Below are 25,270 nucleotides of genomic sequence, written 5' to 3'. Positions count from 1 at the left end.
AGTTGCAGCTAGTGATATTGCCCGGCTTTCGACGCCGGCTTTACCGGCAACTGACCCATAATAAATGAACATCATGGTATGCAGGGTTTCGAGGCCAACTCAAAGGGATGGATGACAGCTTGGACAGCACTGCACATCAAGATCGCGTATTGATTATCGAAGACGACGAACGTCTGGCTCATCTGACGCGGGAATATCTCGAGGCCAATGGCTTCCAGGTAGGACTCGAACACGATGGTGCCCGCGGGGTGGAGCGCATCATCGAGGAACAGCCGGATATGGTGATCCTCGATTTGATGCTGCCCGGCGAGGATGGCCTGTCGATCTGTCGCCGGGCACGACCGCATTATCCCGGCCCCATTCTGATGCTGACGGCACGCACCGACGACATGGATCAGGTGCTGGGCCTGGAGATGGGGGCCGATGATTACGTGCCCAAGCCGGTCCAGCCACGAGTGCTGCTGGCCCGCATGCGGGCGCTGATGCGTCGTGCCGACAGCATGATCTCTTCGAGCGGGGCGACGCGTCTGACGTTCGAGAACCTGGTCATCGACAGCGCAACGCGTGAAGCGTGGCTGGAAGAACAGCGGATCGACCTGACCAGCGCCGAATTCGATCTCCTCTGGCTGCTGGCCGACAATGCCGGTCGCGTACTGACGCGGGAGGAGATCTTCTCCCAACTGCGCGGCATCAAGTATGACGGGCAGGATCGTTCCATCGACGTGCGAGTCTCGCGCATTCGTCCCAAGATTGGTGACGATCCCAATCACCCTCATCGCATCAAGACCGTGCGTAGCAAAGGGTATCTCTTCGTCCGGGACAGTTGAAGCGAGAAGGGGCCGGCTCACGTGGCCGCCGTCGGCAGTGACATGACAGCCGCTCGGCGAGCCGCCTGGTGCTGGGCTCTTCTCCTTGGGCTCCCGTCGCCGATGGGCGAAGATGATGCCGGATTGCAGGAAGGCTCATGGCCGATTTCCCTTCTTTCCGCTCGTCGACTCCGATACCGTCCCTCGGTGGGCCCCGTCTCTTCCTGTAGGAAGCCGGAGTCCCCGTTCGGGCTGCTCTATAAGCCGATTGCCGCGCGAGATCCAACATGCGTCGTTCCTTTACCGACAGCACATTTCTGCGATTCTACGCGTCGCTGCTGGCGGCGTTGGTCATCACCTTCGCGATGGTGCTGTTCGGCTTCCTGATGGTCGATAAAGTGCGCCAGGAGCACTACCGGGAAAATCTGGTCAGCGGTCCGCTGGCGTTGCTCGCCGATCTCGTCTCGCTCCAGCCGTTGGCCAAGCGCGACGAATGGCTGGCGTCGATGGCGTCGACCTTGGGCATGCCGTTGGGACTGTTCAGGCTCGATGATCTGTCGCTGAACTACTTCGAGCGTGCACGCCTGCGCGAGAATCGCCCGGTGATCGAGTCGACCGACGACGGCTGGCGTTCTCTCTACCAACTGCCTCACTCGGACTGGGTGCTGGCGTCACGCATCAATAGTCTCAACGAGATGCAGCTTCGGGGGATAACCGAGGTGCTTCGCAGCTGGTTGAGTGGCGAGAAGGCCGATATTCAGGCTCGCCGGCTTGCGCGCGTCAAACGTCAGTTCCACGTGCCGATCGGTCTGTACACGTCACCCCCGACGGATGTCGACCCGATCCAGGCGACGCGTCTCGATGCCGGCGAGGTGGTGGTGCGTTTCGATACCGGCCTCAGCGAGCTTTATATTCACGCTCGAGTCGGTGCGGACCGCTGGCTGCGGATCGGCCCGCTGCCCGGATTCGAATCGGTGCCACTGTCGTTGGCCCTGGCGTTGTTGATCATGGTGCTGACCGCTCTGGCGGGGGGGATCTATCTGATCGTGTGGAGCGTCGAGGGCCGAGTGGGTCGGCTCGAGCGCGCCGCAACGCGAATTGCGGCGGGCCATCTCAATTCGAGAGTGCGGGTCGACAGCAACGATTTCGTCGGACGTCTGGGCATGGCGCTCAACGGCATGGCCTCCCAGGTTCAGTCGCTATTGCGCAGCCAGCAGGAGATGATTCGTGCGGTGTCGCATGAATTGCGCACGCCGGTGGCACGCATTCGTTTCGCGGTACAGATGCTGGAGGATCTCAGTCGGGATGAAGTCGCCCAGCGCCAGCTGGCCGGCATCGACGAGGATATTGCCGAACTCGACCGGCTGATCGATGAAATTCTGACCTATGCCAAGCTCGACAGCGAAACCGCGCAAGGGGTGTCGCTGAAGACCGAGAGCTTGGAGTGCCGCGCGGTGGCGTGGCGAGTGCTGGATACCCTGAGTCCGCTACACCCCCATCTCGAGTTGCGGGTTGCCGATGGCGAAGAGCTGGAGGTGGAAGCGGAACCGCGCTATCTGCAGCGGGCGGTGCAGAATCTGGTCGCCAATGCCTGTCGCCACGCTGAGCATCGGGTCATGGTGAACGTCCACCGCGAGCCGCGAGCGGTCCGTATCGATGTCGAGGATGACGGCCCCGGTGTACCGGAAGAGAAACGTATCGCCATCTTCAAGCCGTTCGCACGGCTCGATGATAGTCGTACGCGACGCTCCGGCGGCTACGGGCTGGGGCTCTCCATCGTCCAGAAGATCATGGCCTGGCACGGGGGCAACGTCGTGGTCGATCGCAGCGAGAGCCTGGGCGGTGCCCGATTCAGCCTGTTGCTGCCGCTGCACGGGCGCGAGGCAATCCGGCCGCTGACTTTCGATGAAGAGTCGACCTGACGACGATGCGCTTCCAATCCCGTGTCGCGGTTTTCCGTTCAGGCAGGCTCCGTCATGCCCGCCGGCTTGATCCCGCTCAGCACCGCGAACGAGGTGTCTCGCGCGGTGCGAATGAAGTCTTCCATCCAGGGTAGCTCCAGCGTGTCTTCCCGAATCGCCGCGTAAAGCGTACTCCATACCCCATCTTTGCCCAGCGGCAGCGCCTTGACGTAGTCGCGTTCCAGATACTCGGTGAGTGCCCAGTTGGGCAGGGCGCAGACGCCACGGCCACTCGCCACCAGCTGCATCATCATCACCGTGAGTTCAGCACTGCGAATCTCCTGCGGACGCACGTTCACCGGGTCGAGAAATTGCGTGAAGACGTCCAGGCGAGAGTGTTCCACCGGATAGACGATGAGCGTTTCCGCGATCAGATCTGCCGGCTCGACCCAGCTGCGAGCAGCCAGCGAATGCTGCCTGGCAACGGCGAGCAGACCTTCGTAGCGGAACAGTGGGGCGTAGTGAACGCCCGGTAGCGGCTGGGGGTTGTCGGTGATGACCAGGTCCAGCGCTTCGCGGGTCAGCCCGGGCAGCAGATCGAAATTCTGACCGCTGGGAATATCGATCTCGATTTCCGGCCAGTGATCGCGAAAGTGATCGATCGTCGGCATCAGCCACTGGAAACAGCTGTGACACTCGATCGCCATGTGCAGGCGACCCTGCTCATGCCCCGCCAGTCGCGCCAGATCCCGCTCCGCCAGACGTAACTGGGGCAGCACCTGTTCGGCCAACGTCAACAAGCGTTCTCCGGCTCGGGTGAATGAGACCGGGCGCGTCTTGCGAGCGAACAGCGGCATGCCGAGCCGCGACTCCAGATCCTTGATCTGGTGCGATAACGCGGACTGGGTCAGGTGAACGCGTTCCGCCGCCTCGACCAGCGAGCCAGTGTCGCGCAGAGCGATCAACGTACGGAGATGGCGAAGTTCGAGCATGCTATGAATTTTGCTCACGTCGATGATTAGGTAAACGCGTTTGATTCAGGATGCGTCGATGGACAGACTGCGTGACAGGCCAGCACCTCGTTCATTCTAACCGCTAACCCTGAGAGACCCTACCCATGACCACTCTGGCGCATACCTTGGGCTATCCGCGCATTGGCGCCCATCGTGAATTGAAGAAGGCGGTCGAGGCCTACTGGAAAGGCGAACTCGATCGTGACGGTCTCGAGCAGGAAGGGGCACGCCTGCGCAAGATTCACTGGCAGCAACAGATCGATGCCGGTCTGGATCTCGTCACGGTCGGTGATTTCGCCTTCTACGATCAGGTGCTCAACGTTTCCGTGCTGGTCGGCGCGGTGCCGCCGCGTTTCGGTAGTGTCGATGGCGAGGTCGATCTCGACACCAGCTTCCGCATGGCGCGTGGTCGCGCACCCACCGGCGAGCCGGCGGCCGCCTGCGAGATGACCAAGTATTTCGACACCAACTATCATTACCTGGTGCCGGAACTCCACGAAGGGCAGACCTTCCGTATCGCCAGCGAGCGGCTGTTCGACGAAGTCGCCGAGGCGAAGTCGGCGGGGTATCCGGTCAAGGTGGCGTTGACCGGCCCCGTGACCTGGCTGTGGCTGGCAAAGTCCAAAAGCGAAGGTCTCGAGCGTCTCTCTCTGCTCGAGAATCTGGTGTCGACCTACGGTCAGATTCTGAGTCGGCTGGCGGATGCCGGCGTCGAATGGGTGCAGCTGGACGAACCGGCGTTGGTCCAGGACCTGCCCGACGAGTGGCAGCGTGCTTTCGAGTTCGCCTACAATCAGTTGCAGTCGGCCCCGGTGAAGTTGCTGTTGGCGAGCTACTTCGGCGGTCTTGGCGACAATCTGGGTCTGGCGGTGTCGCTGCCGGTCGAAGGGCTGCACATCGACCTGGTACGGGCCCCACAGCAGTTGACCGCGGTGCTCGACCGCCTGTCCCCGTACAAGGTGCTCTCCGTGGGTGCCATCGACGGTCGCAACATCTGGCGTGCCGACCTGAGCCGCCTCGCCGGAGAACTCAAGGATGCCAGGGCCCGTCTGGGCGATCGCCTGTGGCTGGCGCCAAGCTGCTCGCTGCTTCACGTCCCCGTCGACCTGGACAACGAGACCCGGCTGGATCCGGAATTGAAGAGCTGGCTGGCATTCGCGCGTCAGAAGCTCGATGAAGTCGTCACGCTGGCTCAAGTGCTCGAGGGTGCCGAAACGCCCACGGATCGCCAGCGGGTCGAGGAGTCGAACCGGGCACTGGCCACGCGACGCGAATCCCAGCGTATCCATAAGCCACAGGTCGCCGAGCGTCTGACCAGAGTCGGTGTCGCCGATACGCGGCGTGACAACGTCTATTCGGTGCGAGCGGCGGCACAGCGGGCGCGACTCGAGCTTCCGCTGTTCCCGACGACGTCGATTGGCTCCTTCCCGCAGACGCAGGAAATCCGCACGGCGCGCCGGGACTTCAAGCGCGGCGAGCTCGACGTGGCGGATTACGAGAACCGCATGCGCGAAGAGATCGCTCAGGTGGTCGAACGCCAGGCGCGGCTGGGGCTCGACGTGCCGGTGCATGGCGAAGCCGAGCGCAACGACATGGTCGAATACTTCGGCGAACAGCTCGATGGCTTTGCCTTCACCCAGAACGGCTGGGTCCAGAGCTACGGCTCACGCTGCGTCAAGCCGCCGGTGATCTTTGGCGACGTGACGCGACCCGCGGCGATGACGGTGCGCTGGAGCGAATATGCCCAGTCGCTTACCGACAAACCGATGAAAGGCATGCTCACCGGTCCGGTGACCATCTTGCAGTGGTCCTTCGTGCGCGACGATCAGCCGCGGGCCACCACCTGTCGTCAGATTGCGCTGGCGTTGCGTGATGAGGTCGCCGATCTCGAGCGTGCCGGCATTGCAATCATTCAGATCGACGAACCGGCGCTGCGCGAAGGGCTGCCGCTGCGTCAGGCCGAGTGGCAGGCGTATCTCGACTGGGCGGTGGAGTGCTTCCAGTTGAGCGCGGCGGTCGTCGCCGACGAGACCCAGATTCATACTCACATGTGCTATGCCGAATTCAACGACATCATCGGCGCCATCGCGGCCATGGACGCCGATGTCATCACCATCGAAACGTCGCGCTCGGACATGGAGCTGCTCGACGCCTTCCAGCACTTCGATTACCCCAACGAGATCGGACCCGGCGTCTACGATATACACTCGCCGAACATTCCCGAGCGGGCCTGGATGGTCGACCTGATGGCCAAGGCGGCAGAGAAGATTTCCGCCGAGCGGCTCTGGGTCAACCCGGATTGCGGCCTCAAGACCCGAGGCTGGGCGGAGGTGGAACCGGCGCTGGCCAACATGGTCGAGGCCGCTCGTGAATTGCGCCAGCGCTACGCCTGACGTGTTTCGAGCAATGAACGGGTTCATGGTTTGGCCCGCCAGTAGCCCTGGCATGTTAGGCTGAACGTTGCGCCGCGAGACGATCTCGCGGCGCTTTTTTATGACGGCTCTTCGTGTTCAGACATCTCTCGGAAACCTTGCTCATGTCCAAAGCGCTTCAGGCTGGCAAAGACCGCCGCGCCCTCTATCGTCATCGTTCATCGGTACGCTGGCTGACCCTTTCACTCGGCGCGCTCATGCTCGCGGGTTGTGCCAGCGGCGGGCATCAGGAGACGCACTCTGCCGCGCCGTCGTCGACGCTGGACGCGCTCAAGTCGCCGCTGCTGCCCAGTGCCTTCTTTGCGGATGGTGGCGATACCTTCACCGCCTGGCGCTGTACACCCTCTCAGGATCTGGTCACGACGACTCCGGATGACAAGCGGTTGCGACTGTGGACGGCGCTGGGCGAGACCGAGCTGCCCCGCGCGGTGGTGGGCGCCGGATCCCGTTACGAACTCGATGGAGTCTCGTTCTGGCGCCAGGGCCGCGACGCCCGTGTCGAGAGCGACAACGGGCAGCTGGTCTGCACGCTGGCCAACGAGCGTGAGACGACGACCCGTGAGCAACATCCCGACAGCATCTTCTACGCGGGCGGCAACGAGCCGGGCTGGAATGTATCGCTCGATCGCAACAGCCATTCGTTGACCCTGGTGTCCGACTATGGCCAGGCCAGTGACACGTTCGATTACCGGGTTGCTTCGATCCACAACGGAAGCGATGCCAACATGGTGTTGGTCAGCGATAGCGGGCGCTACCCGATGGATCTGAACCTTCGGGCTGGCGCCTGTTTTGACGATATGAGCGGTAAACCCTGGCCGGTCAAGGTGATGCTGCGCTATGGCGGACGCGAGTTTCACGGCTGTGGACAGGGGGTCGAAGCGCACCACTAGTCAAGCTGATGCCTAACGGCATAAAACGATGCATTCGAATGATTCGCGCCATTTTTCGCGATTTTCATTTCAAAAATTACAACGAATAATGCCTCCAACGTGCGCCGGCCAGTGCCGGCGCCTTGGTTAATCGACTCAGGCTTGGAGATAGGTTCATGACGCAACGCATTCTTCTCATCACCAGTTCCCTCTTCGGCGAAGGTGGCCAATCCCGCGCGCTGGCGGAATCTTTCAAGCAGGCCCTGGAAGCTCACGATGTCGAGCTCACCGAGCGCAATGTGGTCGAACAGGCATTGCCGCATCTGACAGGGACGGAAATGAAGAGCTGGATGACCGAGCCCGCCGAGCGCAGCCCCGAACAGCAGGATCTGGCGCGGATCTCCGATGAACTGCTGGCCGAAGTCGAAGCCAGCGACTTGCTGGTGCTGGCCGTACCGCTCTACAACCTGGGGATTCCCAGCCAGCTCAAGTCGTGGTTCGACCGTATCCTGCGCGCCGGCAAGACCTTCCAGTACACCGCCAATGGTCCGGTGGGGCTGCTGGAGAACAAGTCGGGCCTGATTCTGGCAGCACGCGGCGGCATGTATGCCGGTACGGAGATGGATTCCCAAACGCCGCATCTCAAGCACATGCTAGGGCTGATCGGCATCAAGGATGTCGATACGATCTATGCGGAAGGCCTCAACATGGGCGATGAGCGCAAGCAGCAGTCCTTGAAAGAGGCGCAGCAGGCGATCGGTCAGTACGTTTCATCGCGATTTTAATGGTCCGGAGACTCCAGCATGCGTCAACTGCTTAAAAACGATGATCTCGGCAAACTGATCGTTCGCCTGTGCGTCGGCATCCTGATTCTTTTCCATGGCATCAATAAGGTCATTCATCCGGGCAGCTTCGACGGCTTGGGCCAGATGCTGGCAGGCGTGGGTCTTCCGTCGTTCCTCGCCTACGGCGTGGTGCTGGGTGAAGTGGTGGGGCCGCTGATGGCGATCGTCGGTTGGCGGGCGCGAATCGGCGGCCTGCTGATGGCCGGCAACATGGTCGTGGCGGTCCTGCTGGTTCATCTCCCCCAATTGGGGACGCTCAACGAGCAGGGCGGCTGGGCGCTGGAGCTGCAGGGGATGTACTTCTTCGCCGCATTGGCCGTGATGTTTTTGGGCAGCGGTCGCATGGCGATCAGGCCCGACTGATCGCGAGAGGCGGTAGATTCACCGAACGGCGCTCGTGGTCTACGCTAGAGGGGTTCAATACACTGACGAATCAGGAGATTTCATGGAATACCTGCACACCATGGTCCGCGTCGCCGACCTCGACGCCTCGCTGCGTTTCTACTGTGACCTGCTGGGTCTGCAGGAAGTCTCGCGCAAGGAAAACGACAAGGGACGCTTCACCCTGGTTTTTCTGGCGACGCCCAACGACACACCGCGCGCCAAGTCCGAGCAGTCGCCGATGGTCGAGCTGACCTATAACTGGGACCCGGAGACATACACCGGCGGTCGCAACTTTGGGCATCTGGCCTATCGCGTCGACGACCTCTATGCGCTGTGCGAAAAACTGCAGGCGGGCGGTGTCACCATCAATCGCCCACCGCGCGACGGCCACATGGCCTTCGTCCGCTCGCCGGACGGCATCTCGATCGAGCTGCTGCAGAAAGGCGACGCACTGGAATCTCAGGAACCCTGGGCTTCGATGGAAAACACCGGTAGCTGGTAATCATCGTGAGTCGTTCGAGTTTCATTCTCTGCGCCTGGCTGCTGCTGGTGGCGATCGCCGCCAGCAGCGGCATTCTGGCGCCGCCCGGCGAGTGGTATGCCGCGCTCGACAAACCGCCGTTGACGCCCCCTGACTGGCTGTTTCCCACCGCCTGGACGCTGCTCTATCTGATGATGGCGGTGGCGGCCTGGAAGATCACCCTGATCGTGCCGCGAGGCGAGCGCCGAAGAGCGGTGACGCCTTTCGTGCTGCAGCTGATCGCCAACGGTCTGTGGTCGTGGCTATTCTTCGCGGCGCACTGGATGTTGATCGGCTTGCTCGATCTGCTGCTGATGTGGGGGCTGATCGTGTGGACGATCGTGACGTTCTGGCGCCATTCGCGGTTTGCTGCCGGATTGCTCGTACCGTACCTGGTGTGGGTCAGTTTCGCCGCCTATCTCAATGCGTCGCTGCTGATACTCAACTCGCCCTGGAACTGAGGCTGCTGTGGCCCGCGGGCTGTTCCACGACACCTCGTTTCGGGAGGAATAAGCATGTCCATGAGGCGTCAGGCCCGGCCCCTGCCTGCCGATATCGAGAAAGCGATGCGTCGCGAGGCTGCCGAGCTCGAGCGGCTGGATCGCGAGGTCTATCGTCAGTTCGATCGAGATCCGCTGACGCCCATCGTCGGCCTTGGGCCGCCAAGAGCAAAGCTCGCCGTCTTCGGCCGTGATCCCGGCAGGAAGGAGATCGAGATCGGGTTGCCATTCGTGGGGGCCGGTGGACAGAAGGTGCGGGAGGCGCTCTATCGCCACCGTCATGGGCGGTCGTTGCCGGACTTCGAGGCATCACTGTCGGTGGGGGAGGATCTGTTCTGGATCAACACCGTTCCCTACAAACCGCTCGGCAACAAGGCCTGGCCAATGGCGGTAAAACGGCGTTTCCAGCCGCTGGTGGCAGCGCTCCTGACCCGGCAGTGGCAGGGCGAGCAGGTCATCACCCTGGGGCGCGAAGCGTTTTTCTGGTTCGGTATCGGCCAGACGAAAGAGGTCCGCGACGCACTCGAAGCCTTCTGGTCACGGGACGATCGTTTCAGCGCAACGCACGTCACCGAGCTGACACTCGACGACGGTGAACGCAAGCGCTTCGTCCTCGCACCTCTGCCACATCCATCGCCACTCAATCAGCGCTGGTTCAAGCGCTTCCCCGAATTGCTGGCGCAACGGCTGACGGCGTTGGCTATCGAGTGACGACCCGAGTCGCCTGTCAGTCAGGCCTGGCGGCCATACGTCCGCTACCCAGAAACATGATCGCCAGCGCCCCGAACAGGAACATGCCCTGCAGCTCGAGGGTCCAGCCCCCCTGGCTATTGAGTGTCCATAGCTGGCCTGTATGGACGAGGGCCAGGGCCACGATCATGTTGATCGCCATCAACAGCCCGCCGATACGCGCTCGCCAACCGACGATCGTCATCAGCGGCGCGACGATTTCACCGACCAGCACCCCGTAGGCAACGAACGACGGTAGCCCCACACTCGTCAACTGCTGGGCGATGCCGCTGATAGTGGCGGGATTCATCAGCTTGTCGATGCCGTGGAGCAGGATCAGGCCGCCAACGCACAGGCGCAACAGGAGTCTGCCCAGGTCGTCCTGGTGTAAAAAATGCATTGGAAATTTCCGTATGGGGTCGCAGTAATCGACGGCGAGACGATGCCGTTCCGGGAAGCCAGGCTACCAGAACTCGCGGAAGATTCTGGCACAGGAATTCTGGGTCAGCAGTTTTGATACCAATTTGTAATCGGTGGACTACAGTATTCTTAGCAATTTTGACAATGTTATCTTTTGTTAAAAACAGCGATACTCAGAAGTGCTTTCTTCTCGATGTACCAGGGCGCTGGAGGTAGGGTTCAATTTTTCCCTGGTTTACGTCTTCCCGTCATTACCGATAGGGAAGGGCCTGGCAACGGTGCGCCCCTCAATACAATAACGAGTCGAAAATGCAAAGCCTGCTTCTTTCTCTCTGGTGGAACTGCACCCAAGCGCCCGACTCACTGCCGGCGGAGCGCCGACGCAGCTTTGAAATCATGGCCGAAATCTATCTGCTGGCGCTATGCCTGCAGACGGTCGTAGCGCCGTTGTTCTTTATCGTCGGGCATTCTCTGCTGGGTGGTCTCAACCTGCTCTGCCTGGGTGGATACGTGCTGGCGTTGTTGTTGCATCGGCGGCTCTACGTGGCGACGGCGCTGGCGGTCAAGCTGGGTGTCTTTCTCGTCTTTGTCAGTGCGGGTACCGCCATCGCCGCCAACCAGAGCAGCCTGATCTACTATCTGCTGTTCGCCGAGGTCGAGCTGATGCTCGCCGATCTTCGAAAGCGAACCAAGATTCTGGCCACCGGCGGCTTGATCGCGCTCTCGCTTGGCGTGCTCCACATGCCGTCGCTGCGCTTGCCTGCCATACCCCATTCGATGGTGAATACGCTGCTTTCCGACCTGGGTTTGGGCTTGGTCTTCGTCATGCTGTGTGCGGTGATTCTGCGCATGCTGGCGATCACCGACCACCATGAGCATCGCTATCGACGTGACGCCATGCACGACTCGTTGACCCGGGTGCTCAATCGGCGGGCGGTCTTCGAGCGAGCTTCCAGTTATTGGAAGAAGGGGCAGTCGTTCTCCGTGGTGCTGGTGGACGCGGATCATTTCAAGGACATCAACGACAATCATGGGCATACCGCCGGTGATGCCGTGCTTCGCCACCTGGCCAATCTGTTGCGGGATTCGCTACGCAACGACGACAGCATCGGTCGTGTCGGCGGAGAGGAGTTCCTGATTTTGTTGCCGGGTGCCGGCCAGACGCAGAGTATTGCCGCCGCCATGCGCATTCGGGATCGGCTGGCCCGCCACCCCTGTCGGCTGGATGACACCGTGTTGCCGGTGACGGTCTCAATGGGGATCGCCTTGTCTCGTGAAGGTCTGCATCTTCGAGATGTGATCGATCTGGCGGATCGTCGCCTCTACGCCGCGAAATCCGCCGGTCGCGATCAGGTGGTGGCTGACGGGCACGCCGACAGCTCCGCTTCGCGCAACGCCGATCGCCTTACCCGGGGCGCGGAGAACGCTCTGGAAATCGACGAGGTCTGAGCCTTATCGAGGCTCGAGTGCCAGGCTGGTTCTCCCGCCGTTCGTGACTGGAGTGATGCATCGAATGCTCTCGATGATGCCATTCAGGCCACTCGGTGACTGTTGCCTGGCGGGAGGCTCGTTCAGTTCGATTTTCGCGTGTGATTCTTGCGGATAGCGACCGTTTGCCACACCGGGGTCAGATGGCTCGTCTCGAGTTTGCCCTGCTATGATACGTCTTCTGATCAGCGCGGCCGAGGAGTGGCGAAACATGTTGAATATCACGATGCTGTTCTTGATTTTCGTGGGTGTCGCGATCTCCGTCTATCAGGTCTACGACATCTATTATGCTCAGAACTTCGAGGACGACGAGCGACAGGCCAGCAACGATAGCGACCTGAGTCGACTCTCGACCCAGGCCGAGCAGTACAAGACAACGGGAGAAACTCACGGTCTGCTGGAACTCTCCGGCCGGCTATTCGGTGCCCGCTTCGACCGCCACCTCGTACTCTCCGCCGCTTCTCGTCCCCAGGCCTCCCCGTATCTCGCGGCACTGTTGCGCCGCCAGCGCCACATTCTCTCCAACGGCCGAGTCATGGTGCGTCATGCACTCTCCTGGAAGACTCGACTACCTGCCAGCGACAGCCGTGCCGTACTGCTGACGATCGTCTTGATGAATTGTCTGATCGTGATGTTTTTCGGCGGGCTGAGTCTCTACACGATCGCCTATCAGGTCTCCGTGGAATCGCTGAAGTGGATGAACAGTGAATGGGTTCTGATGCTGCTGATCTATGCAGTCATCCTGCTGACGCATGCTGTCTCGAAACTCGACGCCTACCTTCACGATCTCTATCTGATCGGGACTCTGGCGCGTACACCGGGCTAGCCTTGCCCGCCGAATGACGATCAACGCTCAACGCCCTCTGCCGCCGATCCCCGGCCGTCCCGGATCCGGTGACGCGATATCGCCCCGGGACGTGATAACACCCGCGAGGGCGGTCGCAGCGGATTCCGGCCCCGCCGCTAGTCCCGGTCTCGACAGGCGCTTGCGAGGGTAATTTAGCTGGACGATCTAACCGATGTTATGTAACTCGCTTTCCTAACATGCTGTCATTATTGAAAAATTCGATAAGGCAAGAGCATGGGTCAGCAGGAAGGCTGTATCGCTCGTCAGTTCGGCCACTACGGCGCCATTTCGGCAAATGATCGTCGTCGGCTCGACGCTCTTGAAGGTGTAGCGACGGGGGTGACCAAGGGGCAGGTACTGTGGCACGAGGGCGACACCGCAAGAGATTTTTGCACCTTGCGGCAAGGATGGGCTTATTCGTTTCGGCATATGGAAGATGGTACCCGCCACATTCTCGAGATATTTCTTCCCGGAGATATCATCGGGTTACATGAATTTCCTTTCAAGCAGCGGCTCTCCAGCGTTGCCATGCTGGAAGACGGAGAGATTCGGCTGGTATCGAATCGACAGCTGCATGATCTGTTCCGGCAATCGACCGACTTGATGTCGCTCTGCTTCGCGGTCTGCTCCTATCAACAGGCGGTGCTGAGTGAGCGAATGGTTCACCTTTCCAGACGCAGCGCCCGCCAGCGAGTGGCCTATCTGTTATTCGAGATATTTTGCCGCCTTCGACGCTGCGACGACGACCAGCGCGAGTGCTTTCGTCTGCCGTTATCGCAACAGCATCTGGCGGATGCGCTGGGCTTGTCCCCGGTGCATGTCAGCCGTACCTTGACCGCGTTTCGACAGGAGGGGCTGCTCAAGCTGGCGCGAGGTTGGGTCCATATGCTGGATAGACGGGCGCTGGCGCGCGAGGGCAGTGTGCTCGGCTGTCTGCACGATCACGTCGAGCCGCTGGTGTGAAAAGCGTTGGCGAGTTTCAGAGAGAGATAACGCAGACGTGAAAACTCGCTCTCGTCAGGGGCGAGAGCGAGCCGAGATAATACCGGGCACCGAGATGGAGCTTGAGGCTGGACCTAGGTTGAAACGATCTAGACGGCGGCGCGACGTGACGCGCGACTCAGCGCGCTGGTCATTTCGATCGCCATCGTCAGGTCCGCCAGTTCCCGCGGGGAGAACGCATTCAGCGCCAGCTTTCGCGTTGCCAGGTTCGCCGGGCGGAAGTGCGTGAACGACTCGCACCATGCCAGCGCCGCTTTTTCCCGGTCGTCGAATTCGTCGGATTCGGCCCAGGCCGTCAACGCCTGCAGCTTGCTGGCAGAAATACCCAGCGCTTCGGCTTGCTCACGGCGAAAGTGCGTGCAGCTCAGGCAGCCATTGATCTGCGAGGTACGCAACTCGGCCAGGCAGCGAATCGAGGGATCCAGTGAACAGGCATGCAGCGATCTCGCGGATTTGTCGATATTCTCGACGTCGATCGTTTGCCATTTATTGACGGTCATCTCGGGCTCCTGAAACAGGTTTCATGCGATTAAACGACTATCGTTCTCAAGTTTCCACAGCTCTGATTGGAAAGTTTGAATACGGTTAAACTGTTCAACCATGGTTCCGATCACTCGAGACAACGAAAACGCCCCGGCAAGCGGGGCGTCGAGGGCGCTTCAGCGGCGGCTGATCAGCAGGCCGACAACGGCGCCAGCCAAGGCGGCTACACCGATGCCTGACCACGGATGTTCACGGACGTAACGGTCACAGTCATTCATGGACTGGTTCGCCGAACGCTTGAAACGGCGATTGCGCCGACGCGATTCGGCTGCCATGCGGGCGTACTGCTCTTCACTTTTGATCCGAGCTTCTTCGATGGCGTCTCCGGCGTCGTCCCGCAGGTCGCGTCCCAGTGCCTGACCCTGATCACCGATATCGCGCAGATCGTCACGGATACGGTCGGTACGTGCCTGTCGGTCGTCGCGCTTGTTGAATAAGCTCATGGTTCACTTCCTTGATGTATGTGGTCCTGTGCCTCTGACAGCGTAGACGCTTCGAAGTGCCCGTGCCGCGGTAAAATCGACCTGATGAGCATGGCTGAGGGCTTCAGTCCATGGGCGACCGGCTTCCTGTATAGTCGGTCCTCGGATATCGAGAGTGGAAACAGGAAGGCGGCGTGTCGTTGGAACTCTGGTTTTCATTGCTGGCCATATGTGCCCTCGGGGCCATGTCTCCAGGGCCCAGTCTGGCCATGGTGATGCAGAATACGCTCGGTGGCGGGCGGCTCTGCGGCGTGGTCGCGGGTCTCACTCACGCGCTCGGCGTCGGGCTGTACGCGGGACTGACGGTGCTGGGGCTCGCTGCGGTCATCGTCCATCAGCCGTGGTTGTACCGGCTGGTGACCTGGGGTGGCGCACTGTATCTCGCCTGGCTGGGCATTCAGGCACTCCGGGCAGGTGGCAGTGCCGACTTCGATATCGTCCGGCAGGCCAGGGATTGGCGACGTGCCATGCGCGATGGCCTGCTGGTGGCGTTGGGCAATCCCAAGCTGATGTTTTTCTTCATCGCCTTGCTGAGCCAGTTCGTCACTGCCGATCTGAGTACCCACGCGCGCTGGCTTATCGTGGCCACGGCGACAGTGGTCGATGGCGGATGGTATGTGCTGGTGGCGCTGGTTCTTTCGCATTCTCGAGTGCTGCCGTGGTTGCAGCAGCACGCACGGTGGATTCACCGCTTGACCGGCATCGTGCTACTGGGACTGGCCGCTCGTGTAGCGCTGGGATGAACGGCCGAGGCTTTCGCTGATCTATTCGTCGCTCACGCGCTCGAGTATTGACGCGATAGGGGCATCGACAGGCATCACGCCAAAAATGGGCGAGGCGTCTCTCAATCGGGTGGCGCAGAAGGTATCGGCGACGGCGTTCGGGGCGTGACGAATCAGCAGCGCGGCCTGCAGCGTTTGCGCCATGCGCTGGGCGAGCCAGCGTGCCTCGGCCTGCAGCTGCTCCGGGCTTGCCGTCAGTCGATGATCGAGTGCGGCGACCGCAGCATCGAAGGCGGGATGAGTGCCCAGCGCCAGGCCCAGTTCCCTGCGTAGCGCCGCGATGCTGGCCGGGTGACGATCCAGAATGCGCAGCACGTCCAGGCAGATCACATTGCCGGATCCCTCCCAGATCGAGTTGACCGGCGCCTCGCGGTAGAGTCGCGCCAATGGCGTCTCCTCGACATATCCGACGCCGCCGAGACACTCCATCGCTTCGGCCATGAAGGCGGGGCCGCGCTTGTTATGCCAGAACTTGGCCAGCGCGGGAATCAGCCGTGCCAGCGCCGCCTCGTGCTCGTCATCCACCGCCCGGTCCATGGCTTGTGCCCCGCGCATCGCCAGCAACAGGCTGGCTTCGGTCTCGATCGCCAGGTCGGCCACCACACGCTGCATCAGCGGCTGGTCGGCCAGTCGCCGATCGAAGACCGTTCGCTCGCGGACGTGGCGCCAGACCTCTCTCAGCGCCTGTCGCATCATGCCGGCCGGCGCGGTGGCGGCATCGAGTCGTGTCTGCTGCACCATGGCCAGAATGGCCGGTACGCCACGCCCGGGTTCGCCGACGAGCTGCGCCCAGGCGCCGACGTACTCGATCTCCGCCGATGCGTTGGCGCGATTGCCGCACTTGTCCTTGAGTCGCTGAATCTCGATGGCGTTACGTTCGTCCTCGGGCGTGAATCGCGGGGCCAGAAAGCAGGAGAGGCCGTCGTCGGTCTGCGCTAGTGTCAGGAAGGCGTCCGACATCGGCGCGCTGCAAAACCATTTGTGACCGTCGAGCCGGTACCACTCGCCGGGGCCGGGCGATGCCACCGGCTGCGCCCGGGTGCTGTTGCGCCGTACGTCGCTGCCGCCCTGTTTCTCGGTCATCGCCATGCCGAAAGTATTGGTCGTCTTCTGCCAGGGCGGGAGTGCGGTCGGGTCATAGTCCCGGCCCATGAGTCGCGCCTGCCACGCCTCGCCGCCTTTCAGATGACGCAGAACGGGCATCGCGGCGTGGGTCATGGTGATCGGGCAGCAGAAGCCGGGTTCGGCCTGGGTCAACAGATAGAGCGCGGCGATGTGCGCCTGATGGCCGCCCTCGTATTCGCGTTCCCAGGCGACGGCGTGCCAGCCATCGCGAATCGCCAGATCCATCAGCGCGTGGTAGGCGGGATGGTAATCGACCTCGTCCAGGCGGCGGCCGTAACGGTCGAAGGCGTGCAGCTGTGGCGGGAATCGATTGGCCTGGTCGCCCCAGTTGGCGACTTCGGACGCCGCCAGACGTTGACCCAGCGGCGCAAGGCGCTCTCCCACCCAGGGCGGTGCAAACCGCGCGACGGCCTCGCGCAGCGGCCGGTCCGAGCGCCACAGGTCGCCCGCGCCCTGCGAGCCGGGCTGATTTTCGACCCGGTGGGTTTGCAATTCGGTACGGGGGGCATAGTCGGCCATGCAGTCCTCCAGAGTGGCTGAACTCAGCATAAACCGCTCATCGCAGGTTGTGCGGGATCTTCGACCAACGCGGTATCCGACACGCTATTTGAATAGCGCCACTCGTGCGCCTGAGAGCTGACGAGGCGACGCGCACTTTCTTTTCGGTGGAACGAGTCGCAAGTCGCTCGTGATACGCTGGCCACTCTTTTTTTATCGTCAGGTTCCTCATGAGCACGTTTTCCATGAGCACGTTTTCCACGAGCGATAGGGTCATCGCTGACGAGCAGGTTCAGCTCGTCGATCCGCGCAACCGGCCTTGCGGCAGCACTTCGCGCGTCACCATGCGGCGTTTGAGCTGCTGGCACCGTGCAACCTACATCATCGTGCGTAATGCGGCGGGCGAGATCTGCGTGCAGCAGCGCACGCCAATCAAGGAGACGCATCCGGGATGGTTCGATCTGGCCGCCGGCGGTGTGGTCGGGGCCGGCGAGGCGTCGCTGCCGGCGGCGCGTCGGGAGCTGTTCGAGGAGCTCGGCATTGGCGGCGTCAAGCTGGTGTCCGGCGGCGAGTTCGTGTTCCACGACGAGGGATTGAGGCTTTATGGCAGCCTCTACTGGGTGGATTACACCGGCCCGTTGCGTCTGCAGCCGGAGGAAGTCGTCGCCGTCCGCTGGCTGCCGGTCGCTGACGCACTGGCGCTCGAGAAGGCCACGCCGGATACGCGGTTGGCACTATCGACGGCCATCGAGCTCGACCGCTGGTGATGTGAGGGGGAGCGTGGCACTCTTTCGAACGGGAGCGTTGCCTCTAGGGGCTCGCGCACCGATTCCATGGATCTGAACTTGGTGTGACCCGGGTCGACTCATCAATGTCGTTATATACGCAAGACTGTCGGACGCAAACCGGCGAATTTTTCAATCTGCGCGCGCTGCGCGGACAGGTGCTGCTGGTCGTCAACGTTGCCAGCCGCTGCGGTTTCACGCCGCAGATGGAGGGGTTGGAAAAGCTCTATCGCGAATATCGCGATCAGGGCTTCACCGTGCTCGCGTTTCCCTGCAATCAGTTCGGGCGTCAGGCGCCGGAATCCTCGGCGATGTTCGGCGCGTTCTGCGAGCAGCGCTATGCGGTGACATTTCCGGTAATGGAGAAGGTCAGAGTCAACGGTCGCCAAGCGCATCCGCTGTTCATCCACCTTCGTCGTCAGGCGCCAGGGGTGCTGGGCAGTACGCCGATCAAGTGGAATTTCACCAAGTTTCTGGTAGGGCGCGACGGCCAGATCATTCGGCGTTTTGGCCCTCGAGATTTACCGCGATCGCTACGCCGCGCCGTCGAAGAGGCGCTGGAGACGCCGTTCTCGGCTTGAGCCAAGGCAGCTCGACGTGCCGCCTCGGCGTCTCAGCCGCCGGGTGGTCGCTCGCCTCTGGCAACCATGACTCGCATCGCCAGTTCGTTGAACCGGGGGCGGCTCATCATCGTCGTCAGCCCGGAGAACAGCGACCAGCTCACCTTGCGCCAGCCGCCGAGCTTACGGTTATGGCGCACCAGGCGCGTCAGCAGTTCGGTCTCGTCGAACGCACGCCATTCGCCGGCCATGGAGAGCTGATTGCGCGCCATCACCGGTGACATCTCGAGACGATAGACCCACTCCAGCTGTTGCAGCGTCAGTTCACTGGCCTCGATCTCGCGGATCATGCGCGCATAGTCCGACTCGCGAGGATCGCGCTCGAGCCACAGCGGTGACAGCGCCAGCCACAGGGCGCCGCGCCTGACGACCAGCTCTTCGATCTCTTGCTCGTGATGCATGGGATTTTTCTGTCCTCAGGTCTGGCTCGGCTGGTGAGCCATCTTCGAATACCCGCCGCGTCGAGACAAGCCCGGGCTCAGGCAGGCCGGAATCCGTCGCGCAGGACGTCGAGCGTAGCGGGGATCAATCCAGGGCTCGAACGAGAACGGCCGCCCCCCCCGAGTTCCTATCCTTTTTGCCACTCGGTTTTGCCAACCTGTTTTGCCACCCCGTTTTGCCACCCTGCTAGAATGCGCCCAGACAGCGCTAGAGCTGATAACATTCGACCCACGCCATTTCCCGGCGATAGTTCCTCGCGAGAGTTCCTGGCGAGAGTCGTCGGGGCTTTCCGTTTCGGCCCAAGAAGACGAGGTTAGACGTGATCATCAAGCCCAAGGTTCGCGGTTTTATCTGCACCACGACGCATCCGCTCGGTTGCGAGCGCAACGTACTCGAACAGATCGAGACCACCCGTGCCAATCTGAGCGACCGCAAGGCCGGCCCGCGCAACGTGCTGGTCATCGGTGCGTCCAGCGGCTACGGCCTGGCGGCTCGCATCACCGCGGCCTTCGGCTACGGTGCCGATACGCTGGGGGTATTCTTCGAAAAGCCCGCGACCGAGACCAAGACGGGCACGGCAGGCTGGTACAACTCGGCTGCCTTCGACAAGTTCGCCAAGGCCGAAGGGCTCTTCAGCAAGTCGATCAACGGTGATGCGTTCTCGCACGAAGTCCGCGACAAGGCGATCGAGCTGATCCGACAAGACATGGGCCAGATCGACCTGGTGATCTACTCGCTGGCTTCCCCGGTGCGCAAGTTGCCGGATAGCGGCGAACTCAAGCGCTCGAGCCTGAAACCGATCGGCGAGACCTACACCGCGACCGCCATCGATACCAACAAGGACACCATCATCGAGGCTTCCGTCGAACCGGCCACCGAACAGGAAGTGGCCGACACCATCGAAGTGATGGGCGGCGAGGACTGGGAACTGTGGATGGATGCGCTGGACAAGGCCGGCGTGCTGGCCCCGGGCGCCAAATCGGTGGCGTTCAGCTACATCGGCACCGATATCACCTGGCCGATCTACTGGCACGGTGCACTGGGCAAGGCGAAGGAAGATCTCGACCGTGCAGCCGGCGAGATCGACGCACGCCTCAAGGCCAGCGGCGGCGGGGCCAACGTGGCCGTGCTCAAGTCCGTGGTCACTCAGGCCAGCGCTGCGATTCCGGTGATGCCGCTCTACATCTCGATGGTCTACAAGGTGATGAAGGAGCAGGGCGTTCACGAGGGCACCATCGATCAGCTCAACCGGCTGTTCGGCGAGCGTCTGTACGGCGACGGCGAATCCGAGGTGGACGAAGCCGGGCGCCTGCGCCTGGACGACTGGGAACTGCGCGACGACATTCAGCAGGCGTGCAAGGAGCTGTGGCCGCAGGTGACCAGCGACAATCTGTTCGCGCTCACCGATTATGCCGGCTACAAGCATGAATTCCTCAAGCTGTTCGGCTTCGAACGCGACGATGTGGATTACGACGCCGATGTCGACCCGCTGGTCGAATTCGACGTCGTCCGGGTTTGATCGCGTCGATCGCGGTCGCATGAAACATCAGCCATGAACGCCAGCGATACCCCGCGTCGAGTGGGGTTCGTGATGCTGCCGGGCTTTTCCCTGCTGGCCCAGGCCTGCGCCATCGAGCCGCTGATCGTCGCCAATACGCTAGCGGACCGGCGGCTCTATACGGCCACGACCTTCGGTATCGACGGTCGCCCGGTGAAGAGCGTGGCCGAGTTGGCGCTGTCGCCGGAAAGCGTGGCCGGCAGCGATGCGCGCCATCTCGACATGCTGTTCGTCTGCGCCCCCACGCCGGCCTGGCCGGTGGCCGCGGGCGACGACAGCGAGACGCTGATCCATTGGCTGCATCGCCTCGCAAGCCGGGGCGTGATGCTGGGGGGCATCGCCGGCGGTACCCATTGGCTGGCGAGAGCCGGCGTGCTGGACGGCTATCGGGCCTCGATCCCCTACGCCAGTGCCGATGGCTTTGCGCGGACGTTTCCCACGATTCATATTTCCCACCAGTTGTTCGAGATCGATCGCAACCGCCTCACCTGTGGTGGCGGTACCGCAGCGATGGACATGCTGATGACCCTGATCGGCCAGCAGCAGGGCACGGGGCTGGCGCAAAGGATCTCCGAACATTTCGTCTGCGAGCGGATTCGCATGGCCGACGAGCCGCAGCAGATTCCGCTGCGTTCGCGCCTGGGACATGTCCCGCAAAGCCTGATCGATGCGGTGGCGCTGATGGAGGCCAACATCGAGGAGCCGCTGACCACCCATGAACTGTCGGCGCATCTGGGACTATCGCGGCGTCAGCTGGAACGACTGTTCAAGAAGCATCTCCAGGCCGTGCCCAGTCGCTACTATCTCAATCTGCGTCTGCAGCAGGCGCGCAAGCTGCTGCGGGAAGGCGATCAGGCGGTGGGGGAGATCGCGCTGGCGCATGGATTTTCGTCGGGTGCGCATTTTTCCACCGCCTATCGCCACCATTTCGGCATCAGCCCAAGAGATGAGCGGCTGGGCCACGCTGGAGACGAGTCATGACAGCAGAAGTCGCGTTCGGAATCGACAGCGGCGGGGTGGCCGACGATCACTGGCTGCGCGCGGCGCGCCGGGTGGTATCGCCCAACGCCAACGACCGGCCGACGGACGAGATATCCGCGGTGGTGCTGCACGGCATCAGTCTGCCGCCGGGGGAGTTCGGCGGTGATGCCATCGAGAGGCTATTCACCAATACCCTGGAGCCGGACGCGCATCCGGCGTTCGCGGCAATTGCGTCGCTGCGAGTCTCGGCCCATCTGCTGATTCGGCGCGATGGCGAGTGCGTCCAGTTCCTGCCATTCGATCGGCGCGCCTGGCATGCCGGGAAGTCGCGCTGGCTCGATGACGAAAGACCAGATCAAGAACAGCTGCGCGAAGGGCTCAACGACTTTGCCATCGGCATCGAACTCGAGGGCACCGACGAGCGTGCCTATCGCGAGGTGCAATATCGCACGCTGGCGGCCGTACTGAGAGTGTTGATCGCGCGCTATCCGGCAATCACTGCCGAGCGAATCATCGGCCACGCCCATATCGCGCCACTGCGCAAGACCGACCCAGGGCCGGCGTTCGATTGGGCCTATCTACGTCGCTGCCTGACAGAGATCGTTTGAATGCTATGCTTGCCTGTAGCAGGCGTCCCGGCTGTCACCCATGCGCGCGAATTCGCGATGGCGGTAGATTGGCCGCCTAGTTCGATAAACGCTTGCGTTAATGTGGTTGAACGCTAAGCAATTGATTTTGATTGATTTGGGCGCAGATTTCAGCACCATCAATGCGTCCGTGAATTGGCAGATGCCAGCGTTTGCGGTATCTTCTTCGCCTGATTTCTCGCGTCACGCACGCCTGCTGTCATTTCATTACAGCCAATAAATGTCGGAAAGCGGCCCCAAAAGAGCCGCGCCCGCACCGAAGAGCGCATATTCCCAAGCCCCGCTGCGGCTACCCGCCATGGCCGGGCGAATGGCAAACCTTTTCCCATTCGGAGAGTTGTCTATGAGTCTGGAGACACGAGAAGACCTCGATCCGGTCGAAACCACGGAATGGTTGGATTCCCTGGCCTCGGTCGTCGAGCATGAGGGCGAAGAGCGCGCTCGGTACATCCTGACCCGGTTGGCGGACCGCCTGCGTCGTGACGGATCTTCACCGCCGTTTACCGGCACCACACCGCATCGCAACACCATTCCCGTGCACCGTGAAGCCAAGATGCCCGGCGACATGTTCATCGAGCGCAAGATCCGCTCGGCGATCCGCTGGAACGCCATGGTGCAGGTGCTGCGAGCCAACAAGAAGCACAAGGGCCTGGGCGGTCACATTGCCAGCTATCAGTCCAGCGCCACGCTTTATGAAGTCGGTTTCAACCACTTCTTCCGCGCCGACAACGGCGACCACAAGGGCGATCTGCTCTACATCCAGGGCCACGTCACGCCGGGCATCTACGCGCGCTCGTTCCTGGAAGGCCGGCTGACCCAGGAGCAGATGGATAACTTCCGTCAGGAAGTCGACGGTGAAGCTCTGCCGTCCTATCCACACCCCTATCTGATGCCGGACTACTGGCAGTTCCCGACCGTTTCCATGGGTCTGGGCCCGATCCAGTCGATCTATCAGGCCCACGTGATGAAGTACCTGCACTCGCGTGAGCTGGAAGACATGAAGGACCGCAAGGTCTGGGCGTTCCTGGGCGACGGCGAATGCGACGAGCCGGAATCGCTGGGCGCGCTGCACCTGGCCAGCCGCGAGAAGCTCGACAACTTGATCTTCGTCATCAACTGCAACCTGCAGCGTCTCGACGGTCCGGTACGCGGCAACTCGCGGGTCATCGACGAGCTCGAAGGCGTCTTCCGCGGTGCCGGCTGGAACGTGATCAAGGTGGTCTGGGGCGGCCTGTGGGATCCGCTGTTCGAACAGGACACCAAGGGCATGCTGCAGAAGCGCATGGACGAGGCGGTCGACGGCGAATACCAGAACTACAAGGCCCAGGGCGGCAAGTACACCCGCGACAACTTCTTCGGCAAGTACGAAGAGACCGCGGAGATGGTCAAGGACTACTCCGACGAGCAGGTCTTCCGGCTCAATCGCGGTGGCCACGATCCCCAGAAGGTCTACGCGGCGTACCACGAGGCGGTTCACAAGTCGAATGGTCGTCCCACCGTCATCCTGGCGCACACCGTCAAGGGTTACGGCATGGGCGGCGGTCACGGCGAAGCCGACATGGAAGCCCACCAGATCAAGTCGATGGACGTCGATGCGCTGAAGGCCTTCCGCGATCGCTTCGGCATTCCGGTTTCGGACAAGCAGATCGAAAGCGGCGACATCCCTTACTACAAGCCCGAAGACGACAGCCCGGAGATGAAGTACCTGCATCTCCAGCGCGAGAAGCTCGGCGGTTTTCTGCCGGCTCGCAAGGCGGACTTCGAGGCGATGGAGATCCCGGGACTCGACGACAAGATGTTCGCGGCGCAGCTGAAAGGGTCGGGCGATCGCGAGGTCTCGACCACCATGGCCTTCGTGCGCGTACTCAACGGCCTGGTCAAGCACAAGCAGCTGGGCTCCCGCGTGGTACCGATCATCCCCGACGAAGCTCGGACGTTCGGGATGGAAGGGATGTTCCGGCAGCTCGGGATCTACGCGGCCGAAGGCCAGAAGTACGAGCCCATGGATATGGGCCAGATCATGTACTACCGCGAGGACAAGAAGGGTCAGATCCTCGAGGAGGGCATTACCGAAGCGGGTTCGATGTCGGCCTGGATCGCCGCGGCGACCTCCTACGCCAACCATCATCTGCCGCTGCTGCCGTTCTACGTCTATTACTCGATGTTCGGCTATCAGCGTATCGGCGATCTGGTCTGGGCCGCCGGCGATCTGCAGGCGCGTGGCTTCATGGTCGGCGGTACCGCCGGTCGGACCACCATCAATGGCGAGGGTCTGCAGCACCAGGATGGCCACAGCCATATCCTGATGTCGACGGTGCCGACCTGCCGTGCCTACGACCCGTGCTACGGCCACGAGCTGGCGGTCATCGTGCAGGATGGTCTGAAGCGGATGTTCCAGGACAAGGAAAACTGCTTCTACTATCTGACCGTGATGAACGAAAACTACGCGCATCCGGAAATGGCGGAAGGTAGCGAAGAAGGCATCGTTCGCGGCATGTACCTGCTCAAGCCGGGCGAAGCTGGCGGCAAGAAGAAGCAGCCGCGCGTCCAGTTGATGGGTAGCGGCACGATCCTGCGCGAAGTCGAAGCGGCCGCCGTGATGCTGGCGGAAGAGCACGGCGTAAACGCCGACGTCTGGAGCGTGACCAGCTTCAACGAGCTGCGTCGCGAAGCGCTCGAGTACGATCGGCTGCAGTTCCTCGACTACGATGAGAAGCGGGAAAAGCCGTGGGTCGTGCAGCAGCTCGACGGGACCGAAGGTCCGGTCATCGCCTCGACCGACTACATGAAGCTTTACGCCGATCAGATCCGCGCCTGGGTACCGAGCGACTTCCACGTTCTCGGCACCGATGGCTACGGTCGCTCGGATACGCGCGAGCAGCTGCGCCGCTTCTTCGAGGTCGACCGCTACTACGTGACGATTCAGGCACTGCGTGCGCTGGCCAATCGCGGCGAGATCGACGCCAAGGTCGTCAACGATGCCATGAAAAAATACGGCATCGATCCCGCCAAGCCCAGCCCTCTGCTGTCCTGAGTGGGCGGATCACGTCAG

At 61.9% G+C, this 25,270-nt stretch carries 25 protein-coding genes; 19 read left to right on the top strand and 6 right to left on the bottom strand.

Annotated features, from left to right (window positions below; translation table 11 throughout):
• Window positions 1-107: 107 nt before the first annotated feature.
• Together BTW08_RS14870 and BTW08_RS14865 are read left to right on the top strand one after the other, a co-directional pair.
• On the top strand, window positions 108-827 hold the full coding sequence (locus BTW08_RS14870; protein ID WP_075563308.1) for a response regulator transcription factor: 720 nt from the start codon (window positions 108-110) through the stop codon (window positions 825-827).
• A gap of 266 nt (window positions 828-1,093) precedes the next feature.
• On the top strand, window positions 1,094-2,728 hold the full coding sequence (locus BTW08_RS14865) for an ATP-binding protein (protein ID WP_075563307.1): 1,635 nt from the start codon (window positions 1,094-1,096) through the stop codon (window positions 2,726-2,728).
• A gap of 38 nt (window positions 2,729-2,766) precedes the next feature.
• On the opposite strand, the gene BTW08_RS14860 is transcribed toward BTW08_RS14865, so the two are convergent.
• Window positions 2,767-3,699, bottom strand: coding sequence for a LysR family transcriptional regulator (locus BTW08_RS14860; RefSeq protein WP_075563306.1), 933 nt, complete (start codon window positions 3,697-3,699; stop codon window positions 2,767-2,769).
• 125 nt (window positions 3,700-3,824) lie between these two features.
• Here BTW08_RS14860 and metE point away from each other — a divergent pair, with 125 nt between their 5' ends.
• From metE to BTW08_RS14825, 7 genes are all read left to right on the top strand, one after another.
• Window positions 3,825-6,113, top strand: coding sequence for a 5-methyltetrahydropteroyltriglutamate--homocysteine S-methyltransferase (gene metE, locus BTW08_RS14855; protein WP_075563305.1), 2,289 nt, complete (start codon window positions 3,825-3,827; stop codon window positions 6,111-6,113).
• A gap of 143 nt (window positions 6,114-6,256) precedes the next feature.
• A complete protein-coding gene (locus BTW08_RS14850; protein ID WP_083627907.1) occupies window positions 6,257-7,042 on the top strand; it encodes a hypothetical protein in 786 nt (261 codons plus the stop codon).
• 155 nt (window positions 7,043-7,197) lie between these two features.
• A complete protein-coding gene (locus BTW08_RS14845) occupies window positions 7,198-7,806 on the top strand; it encodes an NAD(P)H-dependent oxidoreductase (protein WP_075563304.1) in 609 nt (202 codons plus the stop codon).
• An 18-nt stretch (window positions 7,807-7,824) separates the two neighbouring features.
• On the top strand, window positions 7,825-8,229 hold the full coding sequence (locus BTW08_RS14840; protein WP_075563303.1) for a DoxX family protein: 405 nt from the start codon (window positions 7,825-7,827) through the stop codon (window positions 8,227-8,229).
• Between the two features lie 82 nt (window positions 8,230-8,311).
• A complete protein-coding gene (locus BTW08_RS14835; RefSeq protein WP_075563302.1) occupies window positions 8,312-8,752 on the top strand; it encodes a VOC family protein in 441 nt (146 codons plus the stop codon).
• A 5-nt stretch (window positions 8,753-8,757) separates the two neighbouring features.
• Window positions 8,758-9,231: a TspO/MBR family protein gene (locus BTW08_RS14830; protein WP_246837764.1), complete on the top strand. Its 474-nt coding sequence runs from the start codon at window positions 8,758-8,760 to the stop codon at window positions 9,229-9,231.
• 54 nt (window positions 9,232-9,285) lie between these two features.
• Window positions 9,286-9,981, top strand: coding sequence for a uracil-DNA glycosylase family protein (locus BTW08_RS14825; protein WP_246837762.1), 696 nt, complete (start codon window positions 9,286-9,288; stop codon window positions 9,979-9,981).
• Between the two features lie 16 nt (window positions 9,982-9,997).
• On the opposite strand, the gene BTW08_RS14820 is transcribed toward BTW08_RS14825, so the two are convergent.
• Window positions 9,998-10,399: a DoxX family protein gene (locus BTW08_RS14820; RefSeq protein WP_075563300.1), complete on the bottom strand. Its 402-nt coding sequence runs from the start codon at window positions 10,397-10,399 to the stop codon at window positions 9,998-10,000.
• 329 nt (window positions 10,400-10,728) lie between these two features.
• Here BTW08_RS14820 and BTW08_RS14815 point away from each other — a divergent pair, with 329 nt between their 5' ends.
• The 3 genes from BTW08_RS14815 to BTW08_RS14805 all read left to right on the top strand — a co-directional run bounded on the left by BTW08_RS14815 (window position 10,729) and on the right by BTW08_RS14805 (window position 13,717).
• Window positions 10,729-11,868 carry a GGDEF domain-containing protein gene (locus BTW08_RS14815; protein ID WP_075563299.1) on the top strand — a complete coding sequence of 380 codons (1,140 nt, stop codon included), beginning with the start codon at window positions 10,729-10,731 and terminating at the stop codon, window positions 11,866-11,868.
• Between the two features lie 250 nt (window positions 11,869-12,118).
• Entirely contained in the window at window positions 12,119-12,733 is a 615-nt protein-coding gene (locus tag BTW08_RS14810; RefSeq protein WP_075563356.1) for a hypothetical protein, read from the top strand.
• A gap of 255 nt (window positions 12,734-12,988) precedes the next feature.
• Window positions 12,989-13,717 carry a Crp/Fnr family transcriptional regulator gene (locus tag BTW08_RS14805; protein WP_075563298.1) on the top strand — a complete coding sequence of 243 codons (729 nt, stop codon included), beginning with the start codon at window positions 12,989-12,991 and terminating at the stop codon, window positions 13,715-13,717.
• Between the two features lie 128 nt (window positions 13,718-13,845).
• Here BTW08_RS14805 and BTW08_RS14800 read toward each other — a convergent pair whose 3' ends face one another.
• Together BTW08_RS14800 and BTW08_RS14795 are read right to left on the bottom strand one after the other, a co-directional pair.
• Window positions 13,846-14,256: a carboxymuconolactone decarboxylase family protein gene (locus BTW08_RS14800; protein WP_075563297.1), complete on the bottom strand. Its 411-nt coding sequence runs from the start codon at window positions 14,254-14,256 to the stop codon at window positions 13,846-13,848.
• 159 nt (window positions 14,257-14,415) lie between these two features.
• Window positions 14,416-14,742: a DUF883 family protein gene (locus BTW08_RS14795; protein ID WP_075563296.1), complete on the bottom strand. Its 327-nt coding sequence runs from the start codon at window positions 14,740-14,742 to the stop codon at window positions 14,416-14,418.
• Window positions 14,743-14,915: 173 nt separating this feature from the next.
• Between BTW08_RS14795 and BTW08_RS14790 the strand changes: the two genes are divergently transcribed.
• Window positions 14,916-15,524: a LysE family transporter gene (locus BTW08_RS14790; RefSeq protein WP_075563295.1), complete on the top strand. Its 609-nt coding sequence runs from the start codon at window positions 14,916-14,918 to the stop codon at window positions 15,522-15,524.
• A gap of 21 nt (window positions 15,525-15,545) precedes the next feature.
• Here BTW08_RS14790 and BTW08_RS14785 read toward each other — a convergent pair whose 3' ends face one another.
• Window positions 15,546-17,207 carry an acyl-CoA dehydrogenase family protein gene (locus tag BTW08_RS14785; RefSeq protein WP_075563294.1) on the bottom strand — a complete coding sequence of 554 codons (1,662 nt, stop codon included), beginning with the start codon at window positions 17,205-17,207 and terminating at the stop codon, window positions 15,546-15,548.
• A gap of 224 nt (window positions 17,208-17,431) precedes the next feature.
• Between BTW08_RS14785 and BTW08_RS14780 the strand changes: the two genes are divergently transcribed.
• Both BTW08_RS14780 and BTW08_RS14775 read left to right on the top strand, forming a co-directional pair.
• The gene (locus BTW08_RS14780; RefSeq protein WP_075563293.1) at window positions 17,432-17,953 is read left to right on the top strand and encodes an NUDIX domain-containing protein; all 522 of its coding nucleotides are present in this window, start codon (window positions 17,432-17,434) and stop codon (window positions 17,951-17,953) included.
• Window positions 17,954-18,057: 104 nt separating this feature from the next.
• Window positions 18,058-18,552 (top strand): glutathione peroxidase, encoded by a 495-nt coding sequence (locus tag BTW08_RS14775; protein ID WP_075563292.1) that lies wholly within the window; start codon window positions 18,058-18,060, stop codon window positions 18,550-18,552.
• A gap of 32 nt (window positions 18,553-18,584) precedes the next feature.
• Here BTW08_RS14775 and BTW08_RS14770 read toward each other — a convergent pair whose 3' ends face one another.
• Window positions 18,585-18,992 carry a hypothetical protein gene (locus tag BTW08_RS14770; protein WP_075563291.1) on the bottom strand — a complete coding sequence of 136 codons (408 nt, stop codon included), beginning with the start codon at window positions 18,990-18,992 and terminating at the stop codon, window positions 18,585-18,587.
• Window positions 18,993-19,351: 359 nt separating this feature from the next.
• On the opposite strand from BTW08_RS14770, the gene fabV reads away from it, so the two are divergent.
• The 4 genes from fabV (at window position 19,352) to aceE (ending at window position 25,252) form a co-directional block, all read left to right on the top strand.
• Complete coding sequence (gene fabV, locus BTW08_RS14765) at window positions 19,352-20,551, top strand: enoyl-ACP reductase FabV (protein WP_075563290.1); 1,200 nt, start codon at window positions 19,352-19,354, stop codon at window positions 20,549-20,551.
• A gap of 33 nt (window positions 20,552-20,584) precedes the next feature.
• Window positions 20,585-21,571, top strand: coding sequence for a GlxA family transcriptional regulator (locus tag BTW08_RS14760; RefSeq protein WP_210403258.1), 987 nt, complete (start codon window positions 20,585-20,587; stop codon window positions 21,569-21,571).
• Complete coding sequence (ampD, locus tag BTW08_RS14755; RefSeq protein WP_075563289.1) at window positions 21,568-22,179, top strand: 1,6-anhydro-N-acetylmuramyl-L-alanine amidase AmpD; 612 nt, start codon at window positions 21,568-21,570, stop codon at window positions 22,177-22,179. Before BTW08_RS14760 ends, ampD begins: the two co-directional genes overlap by 4 nt.
• A gap of 382 nt (window positions 22,180-22,561) precedes the next feature.
• A complete protein-coding gene (gene aceE, locus BTW08_RS14750; protein WP_075563288.1) occupies window positions 22,562-25,252 on the top strand; it encodes a pyruvate dehydrogenase (acetyl-transferring), homodimeric type in 2,691 nt (896 codons plus the stop codon).
• Window positions 25,253-25,270 lie beyond the last annotated feature (18 nt).

The sequence above is a fragment of the Salinicola sp. MH3R3-1 genome (genome assembly GCF_001937155.1).
Lineage (GTDB): Bacteria > Pseudomonadota > Gammaproteobacteria > Pseudomonadales > Halomonadaceae > Salinicola > Salinicola halophyticus.
Note: the sequence above shows the minus strand (reverse complement) of the source record. Positions and strands in the feature narration are given on the sequence as shown.